Below are 18,559 nucleotides of genomic sequence, written 5' to 3' on the forward strand. Positions count from 1 at the left end.
TCAAGGAAATGCTTCAAGTCTTTGCATTTCTTTCTTCACCTCTAGCATAAGTTGTGTGGCGAAGCGGTTCAGCCGCTCTACCCGGCCATCATCGGCGTGGCGGATCAGCCAGAAGGCGCGGGTCAGATGAATTTGATCGGGGATGATGCGGGCCAGTTCGGGGGCGGCGGGCAGTGCGAAGTCGTGGACCACGCCAATCCCTGCCCCGTGACGCAGGAAGTTCAGTTGCACCGAGACAGAGTTCGAGGCCAGAGGCGGTGCCGAAGCGCCGATTTCGGTGAGATAATCCAGTTCCTTGTCGAAGATCATGTCGGGGATATAGCCGACGAGGCGGTGCGATTTCAGGTCTTGCGGGGTTTGGATGGGTGGGTGTGCGGCAAGGTAATCACGGCTGGCGGCGAGGTGCAGGTGGTAATCGGTCAGCTTTTGCACGGTCAGGCGGCCTGCCTCGGGGCGCGAGACTGCGATGGCCATATCGGCCTCGCGTTTTGACAGGTTGAAGACGCGCGGCAGGGCTACGATCTGCACCTCGAGCCCCGGATTGGCGTCGCAAATGCGCGCGATGACTTGCGGCAGCAGGTAGTTGGCGCAGCCATCGGGGGCACCGATGCGGATTTGCCCGGTCAGGCCTTCGGGGCCAGAAAGCGCCTCGGATGCGCCGTCGATGGCGGCTTCGGTGCGGATGGCATGGGTTAAAAGCCGGGTGCCTTGCTCGGTCAGGCTGTAGCCGTGTTGGGTTTTGGCGAACAGGCGGGCGTCGATTGCGTCCTCTAGCCGGGCGATGCGGCGGCCAACGGTGGCGGGGTCGATCTTGAGCCTGCGCCCTGCCCCGGACAGGCTTTCGCTGCGCGCGACGGCCAAGAATACCCGCAAATCGTCCCAATCCATCGCCTTGACCTCTCTGCGCTGTTTGTCCCCGCTGGGACACACTTGTATGTTTCGCCGCTTTTTTCCGGGTATTTCCACATCATCTTGTGGTTTTTCGCAAAAGCCCTGAAAATCGACCTTTGCAAAAACGCAAAACATGTTTGAAATATTGCCTATATATTCCGCAATTTCGCAAGGCTATTGTGGTGGCAACTTATGGGAGAGCTATGATGAAAGAGATCGGTCACTGGATCAACGGCAAGCTGGTTGCGGGCACTTCGGGCAAGTTTGCCGATGTGTTCAACCCGGCAACGGGCGAAGTGCAGGCGCGGGTGGCTTTGGCCTCCAAGGCGGAACTGGATGCTGCCACCGCTGACGCCGCAAAAGCGCAGGTCAAATGGGGTGCCACCAACCCGCAGCGCCGCGCGCGGGTGATGATGGCGATGGTTGGCCTGCTGAACCGCGATATGGACAAGCTGGCGGAAGCGCTGTCGTCCGAGCATGGCAAGACCATCCCGGACGCCAAGGGTGACATTCAGCGCGGTCTGGAAGTGATCGAGTTTTGCATTGGTGCGCCGCATCTGTTGAAGGGCGAGTTCACCGATTCTGCTGGCCCCGGCATTGACATGTATTCGATGCGCCAGCCGATTGGCGTGGCGGCGGGGATCACCCCGTTCAACTTTCCGGCGATGATCCCGATGTGGAAAATGGGCCCGGCGCTGGCATGTGGTAACGCGTTCATCCTGAAGCCGTCCGAGCGTGCGCCGACGGTGCCGTTGATGCTGGCGGCGCTGATGAAAGAGGCTGGTCTGCCCGATGGCGTGATGCAGGTGATCAACGGCGACAAGGAATCGGTCGACGCGATCTTGGATAATGAGACGATTTCGGGCGTGGGCTTTGTCGGCTCCACCCCGATCGCGCAGTATATCTATGCGCGCGGCACCGCGAACGGCAAGCGCGTGCAGTGCTTTGGCGGTGCCAAGAACCACATGATCATCATGCCGGATGCCGACCTTGATCAGGCGGCTGATGCGCTGGTGGGTGCTGGCTATGGCGCGGCTGGCGAGCGTTGCATGGCGATTTCGGTGGCGGTTCCGGTGGGCGAGAAAACCGCCGATGCGCTGGTGGCCAAGCTGATCCCGCGGATCGAAAAGCTGAAAGTCGGCCCCTATACTGCTGGCAATGATGTCGACTACGGCCCGGTTGTGACCGGGGCTGCCAAGGCCAACATCATGAAGCTGATTGAATCCGGTGTCGCATCGGGGGCTGAACTGGTGGTCGATGGCCGCGATTTCAAATTGCAGGGCTATGAAGATGGCTTCTTCGTCGGGCCGCATCTGTTCGACAAAGTGACGACCGATATGGAGATTTACCGCAAGGAAATCTTTGGCCCCGTGCTGTCGGTAGTGCGGGCTACGACTTATGAAGAAGCGCTTGGCATGGCGATGGACCATGAATACGGCAACGGCACCGCGATCTATACCCGCGACGGCGACACCGCGCGCGACTTTGCGGCGCGGATTAATGTGGGGATGATCGGCATCAACGTACCGATCCCGGTGCCTTTGGCGTATCATACCTTCGGCGGCTGGAAGAAATCCTCGTTTGGCGATTTGAACCAGCACGGGCCGGACAGCTTCCGCTTTTACACCCGCACCAAGACGATCACGGCGCGCTGGCCGTCGGGGATCAAAGAAGGCGGCGAGTTCAACTTCAAGCAGATGGAGTGATCTGCGTCTGGTGGAACCGGGGGCACTTTGCCCCCCGGACCCCCAGAGGATATTTTTACAGAGAGGATGGGGAGGCGCGTTGGTGCCTCCCCATTTTCATTACTTCGCGCCCATCCGCAGGACGTAATAGACCGCCCCGCCGATGCCGACACCGAAGAACCAGCCGTATGTGCCCCACCATGCGGGCAGGATGGTGGTGAAGGTCGGCAGGATCGACGAGAACACCATGCCGATGGCAAGGGCCACGAAGGCCTTGATGTGCCAGCCGCCCTCAAACCGGAACTCGCCGTTCTCTTGGTAGAGCGCGTTGACGTCCAGCTTGCCGTGGCGGATCAGGTAGTAATCGACCATCATGATGCCGAAAATCGGACCCATGGTAGAGCCGATGAAGTTGACGAAATGCGCGGCACCTGTCTCCCACGGGGCCCAAGGGTAGAGGATCAGCGCGATGCCCGCCGCGATATAGCCGCCGCGTTTGAAGCTGATGTGGCGGGGGAAGACGTTGGCGAAATCGAACGCAGGCGAGACGAAGTTCGCCACCACGTTGATGCCCAAGGTGGCGACGGCGAAGGTCAGCGCGGCCAAGGCGGCAAGGAACCAGCTGTCGAATTTGGCGCTGATTTGCTCGGGGTGCAGCAGCACTTCGCCATAGACGGTGAAGGCGGCGGTGGTTGTGATGCCTGCGACGAGGCAGAAGGCCAGCAGGTTGATCGGCAGGCCCCATAGGTTGCCTTTGCGCAGGGCGGACTCGCTGGTGGCGTAGCGCGAGAAGTCACAGAAGTTCAGATAAAGCGCTGCGAAATAGGTGATCCAAGTTGCCGCGACCGCGGCAAGGGCTGCGGGTGATCCTGGCACGCCGGGGACGCCCGCATCAGCGGTGGCTTTCAGCAGAACGTCTTGCGGGATTTCTGCGCCGAACGAGAAGGTTCCGGCTTTGATCACCAGATAGATCGCCAGCATCAGCATCGCGATCCAGACCGCCGGGCCTGCCCAATCCTGAAACTTGCGCACGGTTTCCATGCCGCTTTGGATGATCAGCAGTTGCAGGCACCAGACGACAAAGAAGCAGATCACCTCTAGTGTCGAATGGCCAAGCATCTGGCTGGTCTGGTGAAACTCCAACATGCCGGGGCTACGGATCAGCAGGGCGACGATCGCACCCGAGGCCGCCGAAGTTTGCGCGCCATACCAAAAACAGGCGACGATGGCCCGCACCAGCGCGGGTGCATTGGCGCCAAAAGTGCCGAAGCTGGCCCGCGCCAGCACCGGGAACGGCACGCCGGTGCGCACGCCTGCGTTGCCGACCATGCTCATCAGCACAAAGATCACCAGTGACCCTGCCCCGATGGCGATGACGAAATTCAGGAAACTGCCGCAGAGCAGAAACAGGCTGGCGGCAAGGTAATAGCCCCAAAGGCTGTGAACGTCCGAGGTCCAGACGTTGAAAATCGAAAAAGCGCCCCATTTTCGCTCGGTAGCGGGCGCCAGATCCTCGTTGTGAAGCGAGGGTGACGGGTTGGTCAATTGCATCGTGCTGTCCCTATCCTATGGCGCAGATACGCTTTATCGGACGCGAAAGCGCCCGGCGTTGCTTGCGAAACCGTGATGGCCCTGTGTGGGCCTGTTTTGGTTTACCGCCTTGCGCGGTGGCAGGCGGTCGCGGGCCCGGTCTTTTGCCGGTTCAATCCCGCGCACAACCTGCGCCTGATGCGCTTGCCGCACAATCACGTTAATCTCAAATGCACCTTTCGGGAAAAATTGAAAATGTTTCGGGCAAGCCGGATGAATTGCCGCGATTTTGGGCGAAAATGAAAGTGCTGCGCAAAGCGGCCCCGCAGGTATTTTCGGCCTTACGTCGGAAGTTCACCCAAAGATTGTGTGCTGGTCACGCGTCAGGCTATGGCACCTGTGCCTGTGCCAAGGGAACCGGACGGCCGAAGCGACGTTAAACCTTTGCCGTCATCCGATGTGTCATCGGAGACTTATACAGGATTCCGCCGATGAACATGATCAAAGCGCTCTGCATTCCTCTGACCATTCTGGCGCTGGCTTCCAGCCCTGCTTTGGCAGATGGCAAAGGCAACGGAAACAAAAAGCATAAAAAGCATCACACAACGCAGTCTTGCCCGCCCGGTCTGGCGAAGAAATCACCTGCTTGCATCCCACCCGGTCAGGCCAAGAAAATGGGCCACGATCACGACGACGGCGACCATGTGATCTACTACCGCGTCGGAGATGTGGTGCGCGATGACTGCCGCATCGTGCCGTACACCGGGTACAAATCTTTGCCGGACGGCACCTATTGCCGCTATGAAGACCGTTTGCTGCGGATTGACCCAGAATCCCGCGCGGTTCTGACGATCCTACAGGTTCTGGCAAACAATTAAGGTTGGTTCACTGAAATCCGCCTGCTTACTCTGCCGCCGCCCGGCGTGGGGTAAGCAGGTCTTTGAGATAATGCCCGGTATGGCTGGCCTCGGTCTTGGCGATGGTTTCCGGCGTGCCGACTGCAACGATCTGGCCGCCACCGTCGCCACCCTCTGGGCCGATGTCGATCACCCAATCGGCGGTTTTCACCACATCAAGGTTGTGTTCGATCACCACCACAGTGTTGCCCTGCTCGACCAACTCATGCAGCACTTCAAGCAGCTTGCGCACGTCTTCAAAGTGCAGGCCGGTGGTGGGTTCATCAAGGATATACAGCGTGCGGCCGGTGGCGCGGCGGGAGAGTTCCTTTGACAGCTTGACGCGCTGCGCCTCGCCCCCCGAAAGCGTCGTCGCCTGCTGGCCGACCTTGATATAGCCCAGACCGACCTGACACAAAGCGTCCATCTTTTCGCGGATGCTTGGCACGGCTTGGAAAAAGCCTTGTGCATCTTCACATGTCATATCAAGAACATCGGCTATGCTCTTGTTTTTGAATTTAACTTCCAAAGTCTCGCGGTTATAGCGCGCGCCTTTGCAGGTTTCACAGGTGACGTAAACATCGGGCAGGAAGTTCATCTCAATCTTCAAAACGCCATCGCCCTGGCACGCCTCGCACCGCCCGCCCTTGACGTTGAAACTGAAACGACCGGGCAGATAGCCGCGCGCCTTGGCTTCTGGCAGGCCCGCAAACCAATCGCGGATCGGGGTAAACGCGCCAGTATAGGTGGCGGGGTTCGAGCGCGGGGTGCGGCCAATCGCGCGCTGGTCGATGTCGATCACCTTATCAAGATGCTCAAAACCCTTGATCGTCTCGCAGGGTGCAGGCGTTTCATGCGCGCCGTTCAACCGGGTGGCGGCGGTTTTGAACAGGGTTTCGATGGTCAGCGTCGATTTGCCCCCCCCGGAAACGCCGGTCACGCAAACGAACATGCCCAGCGGAAATTCGGCGGTGACATTCTTCAGGTTATTGCCAGTCGCGTTCACAACGGTCAATTTCTTGCCGCTGCCTTTGCGCCGGGTTTTCGGCACTTTGATCTCGCGTGCGCCAGAAAGATACTGTCCCGTCAAGCTGTTAGGGTCAGCGGCCACTTCTGCCGGGGTGCCGTGGCTGACCACGGCACCGCCATGCACACCGGCACCCGGCCCCATGTCAAAGACGTAATCAGCCTCGCGGATGGCGTCTTCGTCGTGCTCGACCACCAGCACGGTATTGCCCGCATCGCGCAGGTTTTTCAGCGTTGTCAGCAAGCGGTCATTGTCGCGCTGATGCAGGCCGATGCTGGGCTCATCCAGCACATAAAGCACCCCGGTCAGGCCGGAACCGATTTGGCTCGCAAGCCTGATCCGCTGCGACTCGCCGCCCGAAAGCGTGCCTGCGTTGCGGCTGAGGGTCAGGTAGTTCAGCCCGACGTTTACCAAGAACCCAAGCCGCTCCCGGATTTCCTTCAGGATCGCTTTGGCAATTTCGTTCTTTTGCTTGGTCAGATGTTCGGGGGCCGCAGAAATCCACGCATGCGCTTCGGAAATCGACATCTGCACCACTTGGCCCGCGTGCAGGCCACCGATTTTCACCGCCAGAGCCTCGGGCTTCAGACGATAACCGCCGCAAGCGCCGCAGGGGCGGTTGTTCTGGAAACGCTCCATCTCCTCGCGGCTCCACGAGCTGTCAGTCTCGCGGTAACGGCGTTCCATATTGGGGATCACGCCTTCAAACACGCGGGAAACCTGGTAAATCCGGCCACCTTCGTCGTAGCGGAACGGGATCTCTTCGCCGCCAGAGCCGCGCAGAAACACCTGCTTCACATTCTCGGGCAGGTCTTTCCATTTCGCTTTCTTATCAAAAGCATAGTGCTTGGAAATCGCGTCGATGGTCTGGGTGAAATACGGGCTTTTCGATTTCGACCACGGGGCAATCGCCCCCCCAAGCAAGGTTAACGACTGATCCGGCACCACAAGGCGTTCGTCGAAAAACAACTCCATCCCCAAGCCATCACAGACCGGGCAAGCGCCGTAAGGGGCGTTGAACGAGAACAAGCGCGGCTCAATTTCGGCGATGGTGAAACCGCTGACCGGGCAGGCGAATTTCTCGGAATAGGTGATGCGGGCGGGCTCGCCTTCGCCCTCGGCTGGGGCGGTTTCGATCACGGCGATGCCGTCGGCAAGGTTCAACGCGGTGCGGAAGCTGTCGGCCAGCCGGGTTTCCAAGCCTTCGCGCACGACGATACGGTCCACCACAACGTCGATGTTGTGGCGGAATTTCTTGTCCAGAACGGGCGGCTCTTCCAGTTCATAGAATTCGCCGTTTACCTTGACGCGCTGGAAGCCCTGCTTGCGCAGTTCGATAAATTCTTTCTTATATTCGCCCTTGCGATCCCGGATGATTGGGGCCAGCAGATAGGCGCGGCTGCCCTCGGGCATCGCCATCACCGCATCAACCATATCCTGCACCTGCATCGCGGTGATCGGAAGACCCGTGGCCGGGCTGAACGGCGTGCCGACGCGGGCGAACAGCAAGCGCAGGTAGTCGTAAATTTCCGTCACCGTGCCGACGGTCGAGCGCGGGTTTTTCGAGGTGGTCTTCTGCTCGATCGAGATCGCAGGCGACAGGCCGCTGATGTGATCAACGTCAGGTTTGCCAGCCATATCAAGGAATTGCCGCGCATAGGCCGACAGGCTTTCGACATACCGCCGCTGGCCTTCGGCATAGATCGTGTCGAAGGCGAGGCTGGATTTGCCCGACCCCGACAGCCCGGTGATCACCACGAACTGATCGCGCGGAATATCCACATCGACGTTCTTCAGGTTATGCTCGCGCGCGCCGCGCACCTCGATGAACTTTTGCTCAGCCATGACCCACTCCATGCGACGCCGTATAGATAGGGCGAATGGCGCGCGACGCCAACCGGAAAATGTGAACGAAGTGTGAACGTAGGCGAAATGCGTTAAGCTTGGGTGGCGCGACGGCGCGCGGCCCAGGCATGCAGCGCGATTCCCAAGCTCGAAAACGCGATCAGGAACAAAGTCAGGCCTGAAACTCCGGTCTGCGCCAAGATCAGCGCCAGCATCGGCGTGCCAGTGGTGGTGCCCAGATTGCCCAGTTGCGCAATCGCCCCGGCCGCACGGGCGCGGTCCGGCACAGCGGCGTTCAACTGCGGGATTGCGGCAAAACTCGCGCCCTGCACGGTGCCCATGGCTGCGGCGACCGCGCAGGCAAAAACCGCCTGCCACATGCCCTGCCCCCAGACCAGCCAAAGGCCCAGACTTGCCACGATCACGCAGGCAAAACCGGCTTGCACCAGACGCACCGCCGACATCCGCCCCAACAACCAAACGCCCAGAGTCAGAGAGATCATGATAGAAACCAGTGGCATAGCAACTGCGGCGACCTGCCCCCATTGCGCACCGATCGCGCCGGGCAGCAGCGTCAACATCGCCACATAGGTCACGGTATAGCAGACAAAACCCAAAGCCGGGGCGGCGATGCGGGGAGAGCGGTAGGTTTCAATATGCTGGGCGATGATGCCGGTAAAGGCAGAGCCGGGTGCGCGCGCAGCGTCAGTTGGCATCAGCACCACCAGCAGGCACAAGCAGAACACCAGCCAAGCCGAATGCGCCTGAAACAGCGCGCCGATGCCGTGGCTTGCCACCAAATCCGGGCCAAACAGCGCCAGCACCGTGAAAGTCACGCCAAAAAAGCTGCCCCACAACGTCATCACCAAGGGCTGAAAGCGCAGATTGGCGGTGGCAGCGATGGCGGTCGGGCCGACGACGACGATGGCCAAATGCGACAGACCTTCGGGCACCCTGCTGGCCAGCATCCAGCCAAATGGCGGCAAAGTCGATTGCAACAGGCTGACCACAGCGCCCAAAGCCAGTGCCGCCAACATCACCCGCTTTGGCCCCAGCCGCGACACCAACATCCCCGCCGTTGTGCCAAAGATCAGTCCAATGATGCCGATAATCGACACCATAAAGCCGATGCCCACCCCACCATGGCCAGCATATTGCACGCCAAGCTGTTGATAAATAACCGACATCTTGCCAAATTGTGCAGCAGCACCAAGCCCGGCCGCCCAAATGGCCAAAGCCGTCAGCACATTGCGCATCCGGTCATCCTCTCTGCACAAATATCCTCGGGGGGTGAGGCCGCAGGCCGAGGGGGCGTGAGCGCCCCCTGATTTTTCTCAAAAATCGCCTTACATATGCAGGACGCGACCGTAGGCATCCAGCACCGATTCGTGCATCATTTCCGACAGGGTGGGATGCGGGAAGACGGTGTTCATCAGGTCTTCTTCGGTGGTTTCAAGCCCGCGCGCGATCACATAACCTTGGATCAGCTCGGTCACTTCGGCGCCAATCATATGCGCGCCCAGCATCTCGCCGGTTTTGGCGTCGAAGATGGTCTTGATGAAGCCCTCGGCCTCGCCCAAAGCAATCGCCTTGCCGTTGCCGATGAAGGGGAAACGGCCGACTTTCACCGTGAACCCAGCCTCTTTCGCCTTTGCTTCGGTCAGACCGACGCTGGCCACTTGTGGATGGCAATAGGTGCAGCCGGCTATGGAGTTTGGCTTGATCGGGTGCGGATGACCGCCCGCGATCAGCTCTGCCACCATGACGCCTTCATGGCTGGCCTTGTGCGCCAGCCACGGTGCGCCCGCGATGTCGCCGATGGCATAAAGCCCCTCAATCCCGGTGCGGCAGAATTCATCGGTGACAACATGGGTACGGTCAATTTTGACGCCCAAAGCTTCCAGCCCAAGATTTTCGATATTGCCGACAATGCCCACGGCGGAAATCACGGTGTCAAATTCTTGCGTGGTGGTTTTGCCATCGGCTTCCAGATGCGCCACCACTTTGCCGGGGCTGCGATCGAGTTTTTTTACCGTGGTTTTTTCGAGGATCTTCATGCCTTGCTTGACGAAGGCTTTCTTGGCAAAGGCCGAGACTTCGGCATCTTCCACTGGCAGCACGCGGTCCATCACTTCGACCACGGTGGTATCCGCGCCCAGAGTGTTGAAAAAGCTGGCAAATTCGATGCCAATTGCGCCAGACCCAATCACCAGCAGCTTTTTCGGCATGCGTTTGGGTTGCAAGGCGTGGCGGTATGTCCAGACCAGATCGCCGTCGGCCTCAAGCCCCGGCAATTCGCGGGCGCGCGCGCCGGTGGCAAGAATGATAGATTTCGCGGTCAGATCCTCGGTCGTCTTCTCGGACTTGACCGAGACTTTGCCTTTGGCAGGCAGCGTCGCCGTGCCCATGAACACGGTGATCTTGTTCTTTTTCATCAGATGGCCAATGCCACCCGAAAGCTGTTTTGCCACCCCGCGCGAACGCGCCACAACCGCGTTCAGGTCGAAATCCGCACCGGTGACCGACAGGCCAAATTCTTTGGCGCGGTGCATCAGGTGGAACACTTCAGCCGAGCGCAGCAGCGCTTTGGTCGGGATACAGCCCCAGTTCAGGCAGATGCCGCCAAGGTTTTCACGCTCTACAATGGCGACTTTTTGCCCCAGCTGCGCCGCACGGATGGCGGCGACATAGCCCCCCGGTCCCGAGCCGATTACGATCACGTCAAAATTCTGAGCAGCCATCTTTCCCTCCCTCGAAAAAGTAGTTTGCCATTAAACTATTTCCAAAATTGCAGCAACCGTAGCCACGCCGGGGGCCTATGCGCTGGGTGCATGGCTGTCACGTAGGGCGTTGACGATGGTGCCATAGCCGCCGGCTGCCAGATATTCGGCCTCGGCTGCGGTGGATTCGCGCCCCAAAGCTGCGTTGCGGGTCGGAAAGCGGCCATAGCGGGCGATGATTTCCCGATGCGCCCGCGCGTGCAGCGCCATGTCGGGGTCAGAGGCCAGACGTTCGGTCAGCAAAGCCACGGCGGTGTCCTGATCGGCGGGATTTTCCGAATGTTCAAATGGCATGTAGAAAAATTGCCGCTCGGGTTCGGGGGCATCCATATCCCAACCCTCGGCCACGGCTTTCTTTGCGGCGGCAAGGGCTTGGGCATCGGTGGCAAAGGCTTTTGCAGTGTCGCGGTGCATGTTGCGTGACAGCTGATCGCACAGGATCAGATAGGCCAAAGTGCCGACGGTGCCTTCGACCCAATGCTCCAGCCCGCCATCGGCGGCGGCGGCCCAGATTTCGCTGAAACGGTCGCGGATGGTTGCGTCAAGTTCGGCTTCGCCGGAATACCAGCCATCGGGGCCAACTTCGCCCAGCCAGAAATCAAGAATCTCAATCGGGTCGGACATCGGCACCTCCTATTGGCAGCGTGGCAGGTTCATCAGGCCACCGCAACCGCTTTGGGCGGCGTCAGCGGCGCGTTTCTTCCTGCAAGACCGCATCTATGGTCAGTGCCGAAGCAGTGGGCGTCAGGCCCGCATAGGTGTTGGTCTGCACCGGGGCGACGCGTTTGGTCATCCGATAAGCCGCATAGCCCGCAAGCGCCGCGAAAAAGCCGCCGATGATCAGGAAATAGCCTTTCGGGCCGATTACCCCCATCAGCCAACCCGCAAGCAAGGGGCCAAAAATCGCGCCAAAGCCGTTCAGAAAGATCAGACCGGCGGAAGCACCTGGCATTTCCTCTTTGCTGAGATAGTCGTTGGTATGGGCAATCAGCAGCGAATACAAAGGGTTGATGATACCGCCCAGCAGGGCTGCCACGACGACCTCTAGCACGAAGGGCAATGGCGCGGCAGCGGCTACGGCCATCACCACGGCCCCGGCGGTGGACATCCACAAGATCAGCACGCGGCGGTCGGCGCGGTCGGACAGCCAGCCGACAGGATATTGCAGCACAAGCCCGCCGACATACATCGCGGCGACAAAGATTGCGATTTCACCAATGCTCATCCCCGCCATGGCACCGTAGACGGCGGCCATGCCGAACATCGCGGCAAACACGCCACCGGTCAGCAGCATGCCTGCGCAACCCAAGGGCGAGGTGCGGAACAATTGCTTGAAGCTCATCGCTTTGATGGTGTCGAAGGTCGGCGCGGGCGTGTCGGCCAAAAGGATCGGCATGAAGGCCAGCGACACCAGCACGGATGGAATGATGAACAGGCCAAAGCCGCTGGGATCGCCCATCGCAAGCAGGCCCTGCGATGCGATGATGCCAAGCATCTGCACGATCATATAGGCCGACAGGGCTTGGCCACGGGTTTCATTGCTGGCGGTGTTGTTCAGCCAGCTTTCGGCGGTGACATATATCCCCGAGAAACAAAAGCCGATCAGCACCCGCATCACCGCCCAAGCCTGCCAATCCAACATCAGCGGATACAGCACCAGCACTGCGGAAATCATCGACCCCATCGCCGAGAACACCCGCACATGGCCGACGCGGCGGATCATCTCGGGTGCCAAGCGTGACCCACCCAAGAAGCCCAGAAAATAGGCCGACATCACCACAGAAAGCTCGAACGTGCCAAAGCCTTCCAACTGGCCCCGGATGCCCAGAAGCGAGCCCTGCACGCCGTTGCCGACCATCAGCAGCATGACGCCCAGCAGCAAGGGCCAGGATTGGGCGAGGACTTTTAACATTCAGGGCTCCGGTTCAGGCGGCAAGCTAGCATGATATAGCTTGCTGGATCATTTATTTGCGACAGGTTTATGCGGTTTAGGCTGGAGTTTGACCTGCCGCTACGGGATCAGCAGCGACGCGTCGCCATAGGAAAAGAACCGATAGCGCTCTGTCACCGCATGGGCATAGATCCGGTCCATCCGCGCCTTGCCCATCAGGGCGGACACCAGCATCAGCAGGGTGGATTTCGGCAGATGAAAGTTGGTCATCAAGGCGTCGGTCACGCGGAATTTGTAGCCGGGATAGATGAAGATATCGGTGGTGCCTTCCCAAGCCGCGAGTTGACCCGACACCGCCGCAGATTCGATCAGCCGCAATGCGGTGGTGCCCACCGGGATCACCCTGCCCCCGGCGGCTTTGGTGGCATTGATCTCGGCAGCAGCGATGGCGCTGACATGGCCCCATTCTGCGTGCATCTTGTGGGTGGTGACATCCTCGACCTTGACTGGCAGGAAGGTGCCAGCGCCGACATGCAGGGTGACTTCGGTGAAATCGACACCCTTGGCGGCTAGCGCTGCCAGCAGTTCCGCGTCGAAATGCAAAGACGCGGTGGGTGCTGCGACTGCGCCGGCATGGCGGGCGAACACGGTCTGGTAATCGGTGTTGTCCTGCGCGTCGGCTGCGCGTTTGGCGGCAATGTAAGGCGGCAGTGGCATCGCGCCAGCGGCGTTCAAAGCGGCGTCAAAATCATCGCCGGTCAGGTTAAATTCCAGCCGCAGATCGGTTTCGGATTTGGCGGAAACGGTGGCCGAAAGCTGATCGGAGAACCGGATCACCTCGCCGACGTGAACCTTGCGCAGCGGTTTGGCCAAAGCCCGCCAGCCTTGGGCCTGCGGTTCCAGCAGGGTGATTTCGACCTTGGCCACAGCCTCGCCACGCGTGCGCGTGCCAAACAGCCGCGCCGGGATCACGCGGGTGTTGTTCAGCACCAGCCGATCACCGCGGCGAAAAATCCCGATCAGATCAGAGACATGCAGATCGCGGATGCTGTCGCCTTCGGCCAGCAGCAGCCGGGCTGCGGTGCGCGGACGCGCGGGCCTTGTGGCGATCAGCGCCTCGGGCAGGTCAAAGTCGAAATCCGACAGATTCATCCGCCATTTCCTTTCTTGCTGGTTCCGATCACCGGCGGCGGGCTGCGGAAAATCTCGCGGAACATGCCGGGGGTCAGGATCGACAGCGGGTTGACGCTGACCTGTGGATTGGCGCCAGTGCCCTTTAATTCGTAATTGAAGCCGAACACGCCCTCGCCCTGCCGGGTCAGCAGCGAGCCTATGCCATTGAGCATATAGATCGGTGAAATCGTGCCCTGCATGAACAACTCGGCGGTGGAGCTTTTATAGACCCCCGCCATCGACACGCCCAAAGATGCGCCAATGGCAGACCCCTGATGCACCTGCACCGCGTTGGGGGTCAAAAGGAAATTGGCCTCGACATCGCTGAACAACAGCCCCTCGCCGTTCAGTTGCTCGAGAATCCCGATGACGGAAATCGCGTTCAACAGCTCGGCCAGAACATTGGTGTTCAGCACCCGCAGCGTGGTCATCTTGACGATGCCATCATAGCTGCCAGCCTCGGGACGCGGTTGCAAGGTGACATCCAGCGCCCCGCCGCGCCCCGAGGCAAAGATGCCCGCAGCCGCCATCACCGCGCCCGCATCATCGGACAACAGCCGCACGGCGGTGCCATTGCGCGCGGGCACCACGGTGCCTTTGATCTGCGCCTTGCCGTTGATGCCCGCGATGAAATTGCCGTTCAAGCCGCCCGAAAGCGAGAAGTCGCCGCGGAAATTCGTCAGATTGATGGATTGCGCCACCCGCAGGCTGTTCAGCCGCAGATCCAGCGGGCTGCCCGCAGATTTGCCGCTGGATTTGCGTTTCGAGGCCGCTGGCATCCGCCGCATATCGACAGAGCCGCCAGTGACCGCCAGACCCACCGCCTTGCCGTTGCCCCTGCCGCGAATTTCGACCGGCGCATCCAGCCACTCGCCCAAGCGGACCCGGTCAAACCGCGCCACATCCAGACCACCGCCCGGCTTCATAGTGACCGAACCCGTCGTATCAAGACCGCTGGCCTTGAGGGTGATGCTTTCGACCAGTGGCGGCTTGCCAAGGCGCACTTCGGCGCTGAGCTGGCCTGTGGCGCCCGGCGGTTTTGCCCAACCCACTTCGGGGATCGCTAGGCCGATATTGGCCAGATCAGACACCAAGGACAAATGCCCCGGCTGTCCGCGCACAAGGTCAATCTTGACCTGCCCGCGCCCCTGCCCCGACACCATGCCATCGGGCAGACCAAGGCCGAACTCTGAGGCGGTTTTCTGTGACAGCGTGACAGAGCCTTCGATCCGCGCTTTGCCTTTTTGATCCAGCGCGAAGCCTTGGCTGTAGGTGACATTGAACGGCACCGCACCGATTTGACCTGCCCCCGCGATGACAAGGCCCGTGGTATCAGCCGAGACGGCAAGGCTGTCGGCGGTGATCTTGCGCCCCGGCACCACGGTCTCTGACGAAAACGCCGTAACCGTGCCCGCGACCTTATAGGTCACATCCTTGAGCGCGATTTTCTTTTGCAGCGGCAGGGTCAGACGGGTTTCAATCGCCGCAATGCCCTGCCCCAAAGTCACCGGCTGATCGGCCTTTGACATGAAGTGAAACGGTGGCTGATCCAGCAGCGACAAGGCGGCGGTGAGGCTGGAGCGGGTTTTCAGCGTGATCTCTGCCTTGGCGGGTTTTTGCGTCACATCCGGGATCGCGAAAACCGAGCCTGCAACATTGATCTGCCCGCCTTCGGGCGGCGTCACCGTGCCGTTTGACAACACCATCGTATAGGTTTGCCCATCCACCGAAGCATAGCCATCGCCCGATTTGATCGGCGGCAGGGTTGCCACAAACACCACATCGGCATCTTTGAAATTATAGCCCAGATGCAAGCGCGGTGCTGCCCCCGGCTCGATCCGCAGGGCGGCGCGCACATCGGTCAACGAACCGCTGAGCACGTTTTTCGCCACCCAAAGCCGGGTGTTGGGCAAGAGTTTGATCGGCCATAAAGCAACAAGGCGATCATGCTGGATCTCATTCAGCACCAGATCAATCGCCGCGCGCCAGCCGTTCTGATCGGCCCCAACCTTGCCCGAGGCAGTCAGCCGACGCCCTGCTTCGCTTAGCGCCAACTGGCCAAGCTCCAGCGTGAACGGCTTTAGCCGCATCCGCATATCCATCGCGCCGTGGCTGAATTCGACGGGCTCTTGAAACAGGCCGTCGGGGTCGAACATGACTTGGTTGAAATCCAGCTGGATCAGATAGGCGTCTGGCAATTCGCTGCTGAGCGGGCCGATGATGCGGCTGCCATCAGCGCGGGTCAGATAGCTGTGACCGCTGGCTTTCATCCGCAGGGTGGAGCTTTGCACCGAAAGATCTGTCAGATCCATCCGGCCCTGTTTGGGATCGAAATGCAGCGCCATATTGGCACTGTCAAAATCGACCGGCTGCGCCTCGGGGCTGGGCTGCAAAGCACCTGCGCCAAAGCCAAGCGAGGCGTCAAGGGCAGCGATGCCATCGCCGCGCAGGGTGGTGTGAATCTCGCCCGAAATCGGCGCATCGACCAGCCCGGCCCAAGCGAAAGGGGCCGCCATCAGCGCCACATCCTTGGCGGCGACGCCCTCGATCTGTGCCGAAATCCGCGCCTGATCGTCATTTTTCTGCGACACAATCGTCAGCACCGCCCGCGCCGGGGTCGAGCCGCCGATCAGCGACAGGCTGACCTCGGCGGCAACTTCAGCGGCGCGGTTTTCCAGCCGCAAACGGCCATCGCCAAGATCAAACTGCCGCCCCGAGGCGTTGTCTTGCAAGGTCAGGGTCAGCGCCTCGGCTTCCAGCGTCAGCAGGCTGGCGGCAGCGGGGCTGGCAAAGGCCGCGTCGATGCGGTCAAACAACTCTGGCAGGCTGCGGATTTTGGGTTGCAGACCACCGCCGCCCAGGGACAGATCAAAATTGCCGTCGCGGTCACGGATCACTTGCAGATGCGCGCCGACGATCTTCAGGCTGCGGGCGCGGAACTGGCCGCGCAGCAAAGCGCCGGGATCAAGCGTCAGGCGCAAATCTGGCAGCGTCAGCAGCGCCTGATTGTTGGCTTTCAGCAGCCGCAGATCATCCAGCCGCAGCCGTGGCACCCAATCGCCGTCCACAGTGATCTCGACCCCGCCAATCGCAATCGCGGCGTCTGGCATGGCTTTAGAAATCGCGGCATTGGCGCGTTGTTCGATCTCGGCCACCACCCAGACCGGCATCGGGATCGGTTTGCCCGACAAAGCAAAGATGCCCAAGATCGCGCCGAACACGAAAATCAGGCAGAACAGTCGCCCTCCAAGGCCGGTGCGGTGGCGCTTGCGGGTTTTGGCTGTGATGGATTCGGCGTCAGCCTTTGGCGTCAGCGGTGATGCAGATTCTGGCCGAGCTTCTGGGCCAGCAACTGGCGAAGCATCAGGCGAAATGCCTCTCGCCTCGTTCTCCACATCGCTCGCCATATCTGCCGTAGCCTTTCCAAATGCCCGGCGTATTCCGCCGTTGTCGTCCGTTGCCCAAAGGCCCGCCCGACACTCTGCGCGGGCTTGCCTTTATCTTTGCCCAAAGGCAACTAGATCGCAAAGGGTTGATCCCCAAAAGGCAAGGAGCCGCGCATGATCGAAATTGGCCAAATCGCCCCAGATTTCACCCTGCCGCGCGATGGCGGTGGCAGTGTCACGCTTTCCAAGTTGCGCCCCAGCCGGGTGGTTCTGCTGACCTATGGCGGCGATGGCACGCCCACCTGCACCAATGAAGTGATGGATTTCAACGGCTTGGCCGATGAGTTTGCCAAGGCGGGCTGCGTTTTGCTGGGGCTGTCCAAAGACAGTGCGGCGAAACACGATAAATTCATCGCAAAAATGGGCATTACCTTTCCGCTGGCCTCGGATGCGGGCGGACATGTGATGGAAGATTGGGGCGCTTTTGGCGAGAAATTGTTTTTCGGCAAGCTGGTGCAAGGGGTGCTGCGCACAACTTTTCTGATTGATGGGGCGGGCAAGGTCGAACATCTCTGGAAGGTTGATAAGGTCAAAGGCCATGCGGCGGCGGTGCTTGCGCATGTGCAGGGGCTGTGATGCTGTCATTGGCTGAAATGGCGGTGGCAGTGCTGACCACGGCGGATGGCCGTGCCAAGGCCGCCTTGTCGCACCAACACGCCGCAAGCTGGCGGGCGGCACGGGCGGCGGGTGCGCCTTTGGCGATCGGGCAAGCCGCACCACCCTTGCGCCCTGCCCGCCCTGACAAGCCCGACCTTTTGGACCCGCGCGAAGTGCCGCGACGCCGCCCCGGATCTGCGCAAGGGCGCGTCGCCTTGCTGCATGCGGTGGCACATATCGAGTTGAACGCGGTCGATCTGCATTGGGACATCATCGCGCGCTTTACAGACACACCGATGCCCTTGGGTTTTTACGACGACTGGGTGCAGGCGGCGGATGACGAATCCAAGCATTTCAACCTGCTGTGCGATTGTCTGGAGGCGATGGGCAGCCATTATGGCGCTTTGCCCGCACATGCCTTCATGTGGCAAGCCGCCGAAGATACCGCCGCTGATTTGCTGGGCCGATTGGCCGTGGTGCCGATGGTGCTGGAGGCGCGGGGTTTGGATGTTACCCCCGGCATGATCGCGCTGTTTCAGCAGGCCAAGGAAACTCAGGCTTTGGCCGCGCTGAACACGATTTATGCCGAGGAAGTCGCGCATGTGGCTTACGGTTCCAAATGGTTCAACTGGCTGTGCGGGCGCGCGGGCGACGATCCGAAAGAGGTGTTTCACCATTTGGTGCGCAAGTATTTCCACGGCAATCTGAAGCCGCCGTTCAATGCAGAAAAGCGCGCCGAGGCCGGGCTTCCGCCCGATTTCTACTGGCCCTTGGTGGAACAGGCCTGAAACCTTTCGG

Annotated in this window: 13 protein-coding genes; 4 read left to right on the forward strand and 9 right to left on the reverse strand. The window is 60.4% G+C overall.

Annotated elements, in window-relative coordinates:
* Complete coding sequence (locus QQJ98_RS13220; protein WP_284325820.1) at positions 1-888, reverse strand: LysR family transcriptional regulator; 888 nt, start codon at positions 886-888, stop codon at positions 1-3.
* Between the two features lie 209 nt (positions 889-1,097).
* Between QQJ98_RS13220 and QQJ98_RS13225 the strand changes: the two genes are divergently transcribed.
* The gene (locus QQJ98_RS13225) at positions 1,098-2,597 is read left to right on the forward strand and encodes a CoA-acylating methylmalonate-semialdehyde dehydrogenase (protein ID WP_284326212.1); all 1,500 of its coding nucleotides are present in this window, start codon (positions 1,098-1,100) and stop codon (positions 2,595-2,597) included.
* Between the two features lie 99 nt (positions 2,598-2,696).
* On the opposite strand, the gene QQJ98_RS13230 is transcribed toward QQJ98_RS13225, so the two are convergent.
* Positions 2,697-4,127, reverse strand: coding sequence for an NCS1 family nucleobase:cation symporter-1 (locus tag QQJ98_RS13230; protein WP_284325821.1), 1,431 nt, complete (start codon positions 4,125-4,127; stop codon positions 2,697-2,699).
* Between the two features lie 470 nt (positions 4,128-4,597).
* Here QQJ98_RS13230 and QQJ98_RS13235 point away from each other — a divergent pair, with 470 nt between their 5' ends.
* The gene (locus QQJ98_RS13235) at positions 4,598-4,984 is read left to right on the forward strand and encodes a hypothetical protein (RefSeq protein ID WP_284325822.1); all 387 of its coding nucleotides are present in this window, start codon (positions 4,598-4,600) and stop codon (positions 4,982-4,984) included.
* Positions 4,985-5,009: 25 nt separating this feature from the next.
* Here QQJ98_RS13235 and uvrA read toward each other — a convergent pair whose 3' ends face one another.
* The 7 genes from uvrA to QQJ98_RS13270 form a co-directional block, all read right to left on the reverse strand.
* A complete protein-coding gene (gene uvrA / locus QQJ98_RS13240; RefSeq protein WP_284325823.1) occupies positions 5,010-7,874 on the reverse strand; it encodes an excinuclease ABC subunit UvrA in 2,865 nt (954 codons plus the stop codon).
* Positions 7,875-7,966: 92 nt separating this feature from the next.
* Entirely contained in the window at positions 7,967-9,130 is a 1,164-nt protein-coding gene (locus QQJ98_RS13245) for an MFS transporter (protein ID WP_284325824.1), read from the reverse strand.
* Positions 9,131-9,220: 90 nt separating this feature from the next.
* Positions 9,221-10,615 (reverse strand): dihydrolipoyl dehydrogenase, encoded by a 1,395-nt coding sequence (gene lpdA / locus QQJ98_RS13250; protein ID WP_284325825.1) that lies wholly within the window; start codon positions 10,613-10,615, stop codon positions 9,221-9,223.
* A 75-nt stretch (positions 10,616-10,690) separates the two neighbouring features.
* Entirely contained in the window at positions 10,691-11,278 is a 588-nt protein-coding gene (locus QQJ98_RS13255) for a DUF924 family protein (protein WP_284325826.1), read from the reverse strand.
* Between the two features lie 61 nt (positions 11,279-11,339).
* Entirely contained in the window at positions 11,340-12,566 is a 1,227-nt protein-coding gene (locus QQJ98_RS13260; protein ID WP_284325827.1) for an MFS transporter, read from the reverse strand.
* Positions 12,567-12,665: 99 nt separating this feature from the next.
* Positions 12,666-13,697 carry a tRNA preQ1(34) S-adenosylmethionine ribosyltransferase-isomerase QueA gene (gene queA / locus QQJ98_RS13265; protein ID WP_284325828.1) on the reverse strand — a complete coding sequence of 344 codons (1,032 nt, stop codon included), beginning with the start codon at positions 13,695-13,697 and terminating at the stop codon, positions 12,666-12,668.
* Positions 13,694-17,125: a YhdP family protein gene (locus QQJ98_RS13270; RefSeq protein WP_284325829.1), complete on the reverse strand. Its 3,432-nt coding sequence runs from the start codon at positions 17,123-17,125 to the stop codon at positions 13,694-13,696. The genes queA and QQJ98_RS13270 overlap by 4 nt, the downstream gene beginning before the upstream one ends.
* Before the next feature lie 153 nt (positions 17,126-17,278).
* Here QQJ98_RS13270 and QQJ98_RS13275 point away from each other — a divergent pair, with 153 nt between their 5' ends.
* Entirely contained in the window at positions 17,279-17,740 is a 462-nt protein-coding gene (locus tag QQJ98_RS13275) for a peroxiredoxin (protein WP_284325830.1), read from the forward strand.
* On the forward strand, positions 17,740-18,549 hold the full coding sequence (locus QQJ98_RS13280; protein ID WP_284325831.1) for a ferritin-like domain-containing protein: 810 nt from the start codon (positions 17,740-17,742) through the stop codon (positions 18,547-18,549). Before QQJ98_RS13275 ends, QQJ98_RS13280 begins: the two co-directional genes overlap by 1 nt.
* Positions 18,550-18,559 lie beyond the last annotated feature (10 nt).

It is taken from the genome of Cypionkella aquatica (genome assembly GCF_030161095.1).
GTDB classification, from domain to species: domain Bacteria; phylum Pseudomonadota; class Alphaproteobacteria; order Rhodobacterales; family Rhodobacteraceae; genus Cypionkella; species Cypionkella aquatica.